Raw genomic sequence first — 9,941 nt, 5'->3', positions numbered from 1 at the left:
TGGCTCAGCGTGTCGACGCGTCGACTAACCGCTTTTGCGAGCCTGCCATTTCAGGAATTTTCTTGTATGGATCCAGGACGCGGTCACCCTGCGCATCGCGTACACGGGTCACCAGCCCGATGCGATTCATCAGTTCGATGAACGGCTTCGGATCAAGCTCTTCTACGTTGACCATCTGGTGTACATCCCAAACACCATCGGCAATCAACATGGCCGCCGCGACGACAGGTACGCCGGCAGTATAGGAAATACCCTGGCTGCCGACCTCTTCGTAGCACGCTTTATGATCGCAGATGTTGTAGACAAAAACCTCCTGGGGTTTGCCATTCTTGGTTCCCTTAAGCAAGTCTCCTATGCAGGTCTTGCCGGTGTAGGTCGGCGCGAGTGAGGCCGGGTCTGGCAATACAGCTTTGACGACCTTGAGCGGGATGACTTCCAGCCCCTCGGCGGTCAGCACGGGCTTTGCGGACAGCAGGCCCAGATTCTTCAGTACTGTGAACACGTTGATGTAGTGATCGCCGAAGCCCATCCAGAAACGGATATTGGGCACGCCCAGGTTCTTCGACATGGAATGGAGCTCGTCATGGCCAGTCAGGTATGCGGTGCTTTTGCCCACAACCGGCAAGTCCCAATCTTTCTTGTGCTCGAACATCGTGCTGGCCTTCCATTGGCCGCCTTCCCACGACCAGACCGTTTCCGTGAACTCGCGAAAGTTGATTTCCGGATCGAAATTGGTAGCGAAGTAGCGGCCATGGCTGCCCGCGTTGATGTCGATGATGTCAATGGATTCCACGTCATCGAAATAAGCGTCCATGGCGAAACGCCCGTAGGCATTCACGACGCCGGGGTCAAAGCCCACGCCGAGCACCGCCGTCACGCCAGCGTTCCGGCAAGCGTCGCGGCGCTTCCACTCGTGGTTCGCGTACCAGGGCGGCGCCTCGCACACCTTATCGGGATCTTCGTGGATGGCAGTGTCCAGGTAGGCGGCACCGGTGTCGATACACGCTTGCAGGACCGACATATTCAGGAAGGGCGAACCCACATTAATGACGATCTGGCTGCCAGTGGCACGGATCAAAGCCTTGGTGGCTTCGACGTCCAAGGCATCCAACTGATGCGCCTTTAGCTGCCCCGGACCGCACTGGCTGCCCTTTTCCTTGATGGAGGCGATAATCGCTTGGCATTTGCTAAGTGTGCGCGAAGCAATATGGATATCGCCCAGCAATATGTTGTTCTGTGCGCACTTATGCGCTGCGACGTGCGCCACGCCGCCTGCACCGATAATAAGAACGTTGCGTTTCATTTGAATACCCCCCAAATCAGGATAGACTGTTGACGTAATCGTCAAAGGAAAATTGGCGCACTACGCGCACGGAACCATCGGCTTCTTTCAGGGCTATCGACGGCATGTTGACACCGTTAAACCAGTTTTTCTTCACCATGGTGTAGCCTGCGGCATCGCTGATCGAGATACGGTCTCCGATCTGTAATGGCGTTGCAAAACGGCCTTCACCGAATATGTCGCCAGCCAGGCAAGTCTTGCCGCAAATCATGTACTCGTGATCACCCGTATCAGCGCCCAAGAGAGCGGTCTCGCGATAGATCAGCAGGTCAAGCATGTGAGCTTCAGTGGAAGCATCGACCACAGCCAGATGTTTGCCGTTGTAGCCGACGTCCAATACGCTTACCTCGAGCGTAGCGCTATGGCTGACCGCCGCTTCGCCAGGCTCGAGATATACCTGCACGTCGTACTTTTGTGCGAAGCTGCGCAGACGCTCGCAAAATGCATCCAGTGGATAGCCTGGCGCGGTAAAACTGATACCGCCGCCCAGGCTGACCCACTTCAGGCGCTTCAGAACATCGCCGTACCGCTGTTCCACCTGGGCGAGCAGCTCGTCGAAGCGACCCAGATCATCATTTTCACAGTTGTTGTGAATCATGACGCCGTCGAGCTGATCGACGATGCCCAGGATACGCTCGGGATCGCTTTCACCCAAGCGGCTGAACTCGCGAGCGGGATCGGCCAGGTCGAATCCCGCGCAACTTACACCCGGGTTCAACCGCAAGCCTATTGGCTTATCCTGGGCAAACGATTCATAGCGCTCAAGCTGGCTGATGGAGTTGAAAATAATCTTGTCGCAATGCGCGATGACTTCTTCGATTTCGTGATCGGCATAAGCCACACTATAAGCATGGGTCTCGCCTCCGAACTTCAGGTGGCCCAGCTTGACTTCGTACAGAGACGACGATGTGGTGCCGTCCATATGCCGGCGCATCAGGTCGAACACCGACCAGGTGGCAAAGCACTTGAGCGCAAGCAGGACCTTGGCGCCTGAGTGCTCGCGTACATAGTCGATGGCGTCCAGGTTGCGTTGCAACGCCGGTTTGTCTATCAGGTAATACGGTGTGGGTATGGTGTGCATAATAAATCAGTTATTCGCCTGGCTGTTAGCATCGACAGGTTTCTTGTTGGTGTCCTTGGAGGACGTCGTAATTTTTTTCCCCAGACGCTCTACGACCAGCGGCGAGCGGTTCGGAAACGTGACCAGTATCTGCAATGCCCCTCCGATGCCTTCCACATAATGCTGCAGCGTTGACACCAGCATGTCGTGGCGTTTTTCAATTCGGGAAATCGTGCCTTGGCCCACCCCCATTGCGACAGCCAGGCCATCCTGAGTGTGGTGCGTAGCTTTACGCAGATCTTTGAGCGTGGCCACTGTATCGATGGTTTGGAGCTCGGTCGACAGCTTGCTATCGACGGGTGTTGCCGTCGCTTTCTTTGGCTTTTTGGGCATATGAGTGATCTGTTTAATGGTAGTCGGGTGGGGATCAATGTTTCATCACTTTATGCCCTCAATGCTATATCACTTGAAGTGAATATGCAACCTGAGGCATATTTTATGCACATAGAATGGATAAACGCTTCGGCGTGCAGTTAGATAGAATGGCTACATGCAATGGACTCTCGATCAACTTCGGCAATTTGTGGCGACTGCCGACAGCGGCTCGTTCAGCGCGGCGGCGCGACGCCTGGGCAAAGCACAGTCTGCGGTCAGCACCGCCATCGGCCTTCTAGAGGCGGACCTGGGCCTAGACCTATTCGACCGTTCCCGCCGCAACGCACAGCTCACCGATGCAGGGCAACTCCTTTTGCTGGAGGCTCGCGAACTATTGCGCCAAGCCGAGGCGCTCAACAATCGAGCCCAGTCCCTAAGCTCTGGAAGCGAAGCCAAACTCACCCTGGCGCTGGACGAGGCTCTGCCCTATGCCGCCATCAGCACGCTTCTACGCGAAATGTCGGTGCGCTTCCCCGACCTGGAGCTCACCTTGCTGAACGGAACCGCCACCGAAGTCGCTCTCTTCGTTGACCAGGAAAAGGCGCACATCGCGTTTCATTTTGTGCGGGGCGCCCTGCCCGCTCACTTCGAACAACGTCACATCGGCGCAGTACCGCAGGGGGTTTTCGTCACGAACGACCACCCGTTGGCGCGACTAGAGGTCGCCCAACGCAAGGATCTGGTGAAATACCGTCAACTGGTGATGCACGCCGAAGACGTACATGAAGCCACCTATAGTCCCAAACTCTGGCGCTCAGACAGTTTCTACAGCATTGCCGAGATGGTCGCCGACGACCTGGGATGGGCTATCCTGCCCGTCAATGTCGGGACTGACGACGCCTATGATAAGCCGCTGCAACAAGTGCTCTGCCCCTCGCTTGCGCTATCGCAGCTGTCAGTGCGCGTTCTATGGCGACAGGGCTGGCAACCGACCCCGACCGTCCAGTGGGTTCAGGCGCGCTATACGGAATTGCTGGGTCAGGTGCAAACGCCGGACGCTGCCGCTTCCACGACTACTCGGCCCATTCAGGGTCGGTCGTGAATACGATCATCAGCCAGCGGTCCGGTGTATCGCCGCCAATGGCCTCGCTGATCTCATCGCGGATGCGATCCCACTCGGCCAACGCCTTGGCAGGCCATTCATTGGACACAAGAAAGTAAAGTTCAATCTGCCGCCCGCGGCCAACCCGGGCGACGCAGGCGCGATGGGACGCGAACCCATAGCGCTGGACCGAGGCCCGCGCTACTTCGTCGACGTGCTGCTTGAGCTCGGCGGGTGCGACCAGCAGGATATCTTCCAGGGCGCGACGCACCGTGCCGAACGGAATTGGCAACACCACCAAACAAACCAGCCCCAGCACCACCGGATCGATATAGGGAGTGAGCCACTCCATATGTGTTCCCTGGGCGGCCGTGCCAAACCCAAAAGCCAGCAAATATGCCACGCTAATGCAACATGACATCAACCAGGACTTCGCGTCGAGCGCCAGGAATTCAGAGTGGATACGCCGGTTGGCCGACATCAGAAACATCACAGCCCCAAACTCGACCACGAGCGAGATAGCGGCGAAAAACAGAGCGTAATCGAAGGCAACCTGGCGTCCACCGCTCATGACACTATCGATGGAATGCAGCAGGCCATAGATGGCGGCCGCCATCAGCAACAGGCTGTTCACCCCCAGCACCATCGGTTCCAAATGCCAGAAACCCATGTTGAAACGCTCGGCCAGCCGCTTGTTGATCGTGCTGCCAGATGTAGAGATGGTAATGAGCCGGGCAACCAACAGCGCCAGGCCAGTCATAACCACGTCGATCAATTCATATACGGCATCGAAAAGAATTGTCAGCGAAGCCGCAAACAGCCCGAATACCACCCCGAGCACGGTTACGAAAAGCGTGATAACGATGGAAATACGCAAAACCCCTTCTTCGGTCGAAGGGCTAAAATAATGATGACTCATGACGACGCTGTTATTACCGGATGTGCCCTGCTCGCAGGCTGATGCACCCACCGCGTTCCCCACAAACGAGGCCATCCTTGTTGTGAGCAATCTGAACTAGTCGTCATTATCCAACAAAATAAAAGATTAAAAAAGATAGATTCCATCTAATAAATTGATGAATAGCAGTCAAGGCGAAGTTGGCCTCGACTGCTCGAAAACCGCTTCACTTATTGCCTATCGCTTACGCACCAGCGTGCTTTTACCAAACAGACTTTCTATTAAATCCACTGCCAGACGGGCCGTTTGATTGCGCACATCCAAAGCCGGATTCAATTCCACCACATCAATGGAGCCCACGACGCCGGTATCGGCCAGAATTTCCATGCACAGTTGCGCCTCTCGGTAGCTGGGGCCGCCTCGAACCGCTGTGGCCACTCCCGGCGCGATATCCGGATCCAGAAAATCAACATCGAAGCTGACATGCAAATGGGTCTGCGGTGACACGTCGCGCAAGATTTTGTGCAAGGTGTCGCTCATGCCGCTTTCATCGATATAGCGCATATCAAACACTTCAATACCGGCTTGATGAATAAAACGCTTCTCACCTTCGTCGACGCTGCGAACGCCCACCTGGCGAATCTGGTTGGCGCGCAAGGCCGGTACCTGGCCGCTAAGACTAATCAGGGCTTGCGGGCCATGGCCACACAGACAGGCCACGGGCATGCCATGAATATTGCCGCTGGGCGTCAGCGCCGCCGTATTGAAATCGGCATGTGCATCGAGCCATACCACCAGTAAATCTTTGGCCTGCTCCCGGCAATAACGGGCCACGGCGCTAATAGAGCCTATCGCCATGCTGTGGTCGCCCCCCATCATCAGCGGTATGCGCCCCTCGTTCAAGTGCCGATACACCGCATCAAAGACCAGGTGATTCCACTGAATCACCTGGCTTAAATGGCGAAAACCATCGACGGGACTGGCCCAGGGATTAAGTGGTCCGGAAAGATTGCCACCGTCGCTGACCTTGATATCCAAACGCTCAAGTGCGGATACCAGACCCGCAACCCGTAACGCTTCGGGTGCCATGCCAGCACCTCGGCTGCCGGCCCCCACATCCGTGGGAACGCCGATCAGGCTGACATGATTCTTGGTGTTGACCATTTATTTACGCCCCTTCCATCAACACTCAGAGGCCACTATCTTACTGCTTTGCATACTGCTATATAACAACACAAGATCAGTATCCTACTCACTGATTCAGGGCGAGTCGGGCAACCTATGCATAAGGAGCTGGTAGTCGCTATCCACGACAGATACGAAGCCTTGCCTATCGCGCCAAGCGAATAAGGGTTGCAGGTCGTCCTGCCGCTCAAAAAAAACGCGGTGAATTGCCTGTTTCACGGACGCACACAGGCCGACCTGGTATGCAAACGGATCAGACGGGATCGGATCTGAACGCCAGACAGTATGCAGGGCGTCCGCTACGGGGCGCCCGTTGTACACCCCGTGTTTGACCCGGCTGTCGGCTACAAACGCCGCAGCGACCCGGCCATTGAGCACAGCCTCTATCGCCAGGTCGTGAGAGCCTGCGAACGACACTCGTCCGAACCATGTTTCCAGGGGCATACCTGTCATCCGCTGCACGGCTACCCTTGGCACAATGCCGCCGGACGTGCTGACAGGATCAACCAGGCTCAGAGCCGATCCCCGCAACGCCTCAAGAGATTGAATGCCGGCATCCTCCCGGGTGATCAAGACCGAACGATAATTAGACGGCCCGCTGGCATCGATCTGTTTATGCAGCGATGCAAAAGCAGTAATATTTGCGCCGCGATCCCTGGCCAAGGCGTACGAGCCAGGCCCCAGTTCGGCCAGATCCACGCTGCCATCGGACAAGCCTTCGATCACAGCGCCGTAGGAGCCGGCAGGCACCAGAACAACGTTGCGATCCAGCTCATCCTTCAGAGTTTCGATGAGCGCATCATAGTGCCCCACGGCCGTTTGATCCTTCATTTGCGGGATAACGGCGAAGCGCAGGGTATCAGGATTGCTGCACGCTTGCGCTTGGGCTGCCCCTGCTGCTGCCGCAAACAGAAATAAGGCACAAAGCCTTGATACTATCTTGTTCATGTATTTACTCCGGATGGCGCAAGCACGCCGTTACTCAATAGCTCACGGGCGCTGGCCGCCGGCACAGGTCGACTGAAGTAATAGCCTTGAGCCTGATCGCAGCCTGCCGTCTTCAAATAGATGAGTTGCTCCAGCGTTTCGACACCTTCTGCAATAACCTGCATGCCCAGATTGTGTGCCAGCGAAATGATGGACGCTACCAACACCGCGTCGTGCGGGCTGTTGCGAATATCGCGGATAAACTGCTTGTCGATCTTGATGATGTGAATAGGCAGCGTTCGCACATAACTGAGGCTTGAGAAGCCGCTGCCAAAGTCGTCCAGCGATATTTGCGCACCCATGGCTTCCAGCCTTCGAAGCACCATGACAGCGGTGTCCAGCGACTTGAGAAGAACCGTTTCGGTGATCTCGATCGCGAGCATATCTGCTGTCACGCCATGCTCGATAAGCAGACTCTCGATGCGGCTGGGCAGTTCCTCCCGCTGCAACTGCAGGGGCGACATATTTATAGCCATCGGCACGCAACCCAGTCCTTCCGCCTGCCAGGCCGCTTGCTGGCGGCAACACGAGCGAGCGACCCACTCACCTAACTCCACGATCAAACCAGTCTCCTCTGCCAAAGGGATGAAGTCATCGGGATAGACCAGGCCCAGTTCCGGATGCTGCCAGCGCACCAGGGCCTCGAACCCTACAATTCTGAAGTCGGACAGCCTGACCTTGGGCTGGAAGTGCAGGACCAGCTCATCCTCCGCAATCGCTTTGGGAAGACGCTGCTCCAGATTGAACCTCTGCTCACTCGAAGAATTCAACGCGGTGTCATAGTAGGTGTAAGTGCTGCGCCCCTTGCGCTTGGACTCATACATAGCCGCGTCAGCGTTCTTGCACAACGAGTCAAAATCCTGTCCATCGCGCGGGAAGACGGCAATGCCGATGCTGGGACTAACGTGGATTTCCTGCCCGTCCTGACTTTCGAAAGGTTGGCTGACTTGCCTGATGACCTTGTCTGCAATCAAGGGCAGGTCTTCGATGGACGCAAGACCTGTCAGCAATATGGCGAATTCATCGCCTCCGAGCCGTGCCACGATATCGGAATCACGAAGAGATGTTCGCAAGCGTATGGCCACCGTCTGCAACAGGATATCGCCAACATGGTGCCCCAGAGTGTCATTGACCTGCTTGAAACGGTCCAGGTCCAGATACATCAAGACGTAGTGGCCGCGATGCTGTCTGGCATTGGCGAGATGGTTCGTTGCCAATTCATTGAAGGTGCGTCGGTTAGGTAGCCCGGTAAGGTGGTCGTGTGCAGCCAGTACGAAGGCGCGACCCTTTTCATCCTCAAGCCGGACAATGAGAGACCGATTCTTTTCGTTGGACACCACCAGCGCACCAAACAGCTTTCCATGTCGACCTATGCCGCTGGCAATGAAATAGGCTCCTGCAGCAATGATGATCGTCAGGATGCCCAGCGTAGACAGCGAATGGGACCGGGCTTTCAGGTGGGGGGCCAGAATATCCTGCATACTTCGGCTGACGACGAGCAAGAAAGAAAAGCGCTCTGCACGCCTAAAGCTCGACAGGTAGATGCGCCCGTCCTGAAACAGATCCGTCGTCAACGAGCCCATTACTGCGGACTGGACAGCGAATATGTTGAAATAGCGTTTCTTGCTATTGAACACTAGGCCTTCGGGGCGCCACTCCAGCACCTCTTGGGCATCCCGGGTCAGAATATGAATAACCCCCGAGGTGCCGAACTCGATGCGTTGATATACCTTCAGAAGGTATCCCAGGTCGAGCATCACCATCAGCATGCCCACCGGTGCAGAACCTGATTTACCCACCGGAAACAGTAGCGGCTTGTGCCAGGCGTCTTCCAGTAAGGTAGACACCGCAGGCACTATCAAGCCCTTGAAATTCACACCGGATCCCGCTTGAAGCGCATCGCTTACGGCCGTTGTCAGAAACGGATCGTCAGGAACAGGCGAAGAACTGTAGATTCGCGTCGCTTCGGCATCGTAGAGCGATATCCGCAAGAAAGCAGGATTCGCCGCGCGCATGGCGGTTAGACGATCCATCACTTCCTGCGGTGAGCCCTCCCACCACTCCCTTGAAGCAAAGGCGATGGTGCGCGCGCCATCCAAGAGTTGTTCCAGGTTTTCGGAGACGATGACGGAAAGATTGTTCTGCTGTGTCCGGGCGGTATCTAGGGCCATCGCTTTGCTGGCGGCTAGCCGTTGCAGCGTAATGCCCCATACAAGCGCCAACACGACAAGCGAGAATCCAACAATGGCAGCCCGTAACAGGCGCCAGTCGCTTCTCTTTAATAAAGCAAACCACATATATAGGGTGAACGAACGGAAATACCGGCCGGCGCAGTAGATAACGCCGCATTCTCCTACTCTCACATGTCAGGAACGTTACAAAAAGATAGATTTCAATTTCCCATTGCGTCGTAATTGACGTTAGTCGGGCGTAATAGGGTCGGTCCTTACTCGACCCCCAAAATACTTAAGCCCAACCGGCTCGCAACGGTTGGGCTTTTTTACGACAAAGCGTCAGGGTCTAGGGCTATGGACGCACCCTGCCTGTTACAGCGAGCAGGTTTGGCGGTCTTGCCTTTACGCCCCGTTTTCCACCACTGGAAGTTCCGCAGTTGCCAACTGACTCGCGCAGAGTTCTGCCGCGCCATCCACTGGTTCTTTCATACTGGCGAAAGTCACCCAGCCGCCTTCCTCGATAAACGTGTCCCTTTTCCAGGAATCCAGATCTTTCAACGCAGCAAGCTTGGTCCCGGCATCTTCGGCAGCAAGGAACCGATTAGCGCAAATGCCAGCCGCCAGTGTGGCTACTGCTTGCTCGGTCGACACTTGCGCCCGTTCGGCTGCCGTGCCGCCGGTGACCCAGCCTGCCCCTGTGAATCCTATTATCATTGTCAAAGCAGCGGTACCGACACATGACCATAGCCATACGGTTTTAGTGGGTTTGTACTCGCTCCAGTTCTTCATCATTTCGTTAGACATAGTATTTCTCCTTT

General features: G+C 55.9%; 9 protein-coding genes. 1 reads left to right on the top strand and 8 read right to left on the bottom strand.

What is annotated here, in order from left to right; translation table 11 throughout:
- Positions 1-4 precede the first annotated feature (4 nt).
- Genes ABWO67_RS17050 through ABWO67_RS17040 form a run of 3 tightly spaced genes read right to left on the bottom strand, consistent with a single transcriptional unit; the run spans position 5 to position 2,795 of the window.
- The gene (locus tag ABWO67_RS17050; protein WP_353153778.1) at positions 5-1,303 is read right to left on the bottom strand and encodes a saccharopine dehydrogenase family protein; all 1,299 of its coding nucleotides are present in this window, start codon (positions 1,301-1,303) and stop codon (positions 5-7) included.
- Positions 1,304-1,319: 16 nt separating this feature from the next.
- Complete coding sequence (locus tag ABWO67_RS17045; protein WP_353153776.1) at positions 1,320-2,423, bottom strand: carboxynorspermidine decarboxylase; 1,104 nt, start codon at positions 2,421-2,423, stop codon at positions 1,320-1,322.
- A 6-nt stretch (positions 2,424-2,429) separates the two neighbouring features.
- Positions 2,430-2,795, bottom strand: a complete 366-nt coding sequence (locus ABWO67_RS17040; RefSeq protein ID WP_353153773.1) for a helix-turn-helix domain-containing protein — start codon at positions 2,793-2,795, stop codon at positions 2,430-2,432.
- Positions 2,796-2,952: 157 nt separating this feature from the next.
- On the opposite strand from ABWO67_RS17040, the gene ABWO67_RS17035 reads away from it, so the two are divergent.
- Positions 2,953-3,879, top strand: coding sequence for a LysR family transcriptional regulator (locus tag ABWO67_RS17035; RefSeq protein WP_353153770.1), 927 nt, complete (start codon positions 2,953-2,955; stop codon positions 3,877-3,879).
- Here the strand turns inward: ABWO67_RS17035 and ABWO67_RS17030 are convergent.
- From ABWO67_RS17030 to ABWO67_RS17010, 5 genes are all read right to left on the bottom strand, one after another.
- Positions 3,851-4,798 (bottom strand): cation diffusion facilitator family transporter, encoded by a 948-nt coding sequence (locus ABWO67_RS17030; protein ID WP_353153767.1) that lies wholly within the window; start codon positions 4,796-4,798, stop codon positions 3,851-3,853. The genes ABWO67_RS17035 and ABWO67_RS17030 overlap by 29 nt on opposite strands.
- Positions 4,799-5,014: 216 nt before the next feature.
- Positions 5,015-5,941, bottom strand: a complete 927-nt coding sequence (gene rocF / locus ABWO67_RS17025) for an arginase (protein ID WP_353153765.1) — start codon at positions 5,939-5,941, stop codon at positions 5,015-5,017.
- A gap of 96 nt (positions 5,942-6,037) precedes the next feature.
- Positions 6,038-6,910, bottom strand: coding sequence for a phosphate/phosphite/phosphonate ABC transporter substrate-binding protein (locus ABWO67_RS17020; RefSeq protein WP_353153762.1), 873 nt, complete (start codon positions 6,908-6,910; stop codon positions 6,038-6,040).
- Positions 6,907-9,174, bottom strand: coding sequence for a bifunctional diguanylate cyclase/phosphodiesterase (locus ABWO67_RS17015; protein ID WP_353153759.1), 2,268 nt, complete (start codon positions 9,172-9,174; stop codon positions 6,907-6,909). The genes ABWO67_RS17020 and ABWO67_RS17015 overlap by 4 nt, the downstream gene beginning before the upstream one ends.
- Before the next feature lie 351 nt (positions 9,175-9,525).
- Entirely contained in the window at positions 9,526-9,927 is a 402-nt protein-coding gene (locus tag ABWO67_RS17010; protein WP_353153757.1) for a hypothetical protein, read from the bottom strand.
- Between the last annotated feature and the right edge of the window lie 14 nt (positions 9,928-9,941).

Origin of the sequence: Pollutimonas bauzanensis, from assembly GCF_040393045.1 — a bacterium.
GTDB lineage: Bacteria > Pseudomonadota > Gammaproteobacteria > Burkholderiales > Burkholderiaceae_B > Pollutimonas > Pollutimonas bauzanensis_A.
The sequence above is the reverse complement of the archived record's forward strand: the minus strand, read 5'-3'. Positions and strand labels throughout refer to the sequence as shown.

Bases quoted from the DNA above. Each gene is read 5' to 3' on its own strand.
- ABWO67_RS17050 (WP_353153778.1), bottom strand. From the start codon at position 1,303: ATGAAACGCAACGTTCTTATTATCGGTGCAGGCGGCGTGGCGCACGTC.
- ABWO67_RS17045 (WP_353153776.1), bottom strand. From the start codon at position 2,423: ATGCACACCATACCCACACCGTATTACCTGATAGACAAACCGGCGTTG.
- ABWO67_RS17040 (WP_353153773.1), bottom strand. From the start codon at position 2,795: ATGCCCAAAAAGCCAAAGAAAGCGACGGCAACACCCGTCGATAGCAAG.
- ABWO67_RS17035 (WP_353153770.1), top strand. From the start codon at position 2,953: ATGCAATGGACTCTCGATCAACTTCGGCAATTTGTGGCGACTGCCGAC.
- ABWO67_RS17030 (WP_353153767.1), bottom strand. From the start codon at position 4,798: ATGAGTCATCATTATTTTAGCCCTTCGACCGAAGAAGGGGTTTTGCGT.
- rocF (WP_353153765.1), bottom strand. From the start codon at position 5,941: ATGGTCAACACCAAGAATCATGTCAGCCTGATCGGCGTTCCCACGGAT.
- ABWO67_RS17020 (WP_353153762.1), bottom strand. From the start codon at position 6,910: ATGAACAAGATAGTATCAAGGCTTTGTGCCTTATTTCTGTTTGCGGCA.
- ABWO67_RS17010 (WP_353153757.1), bottom strand. From the start codon at position 9,927: ATGTCTAACGAAATGATGAAGAACTGGAGCGAGTACAAACCCACTAAA.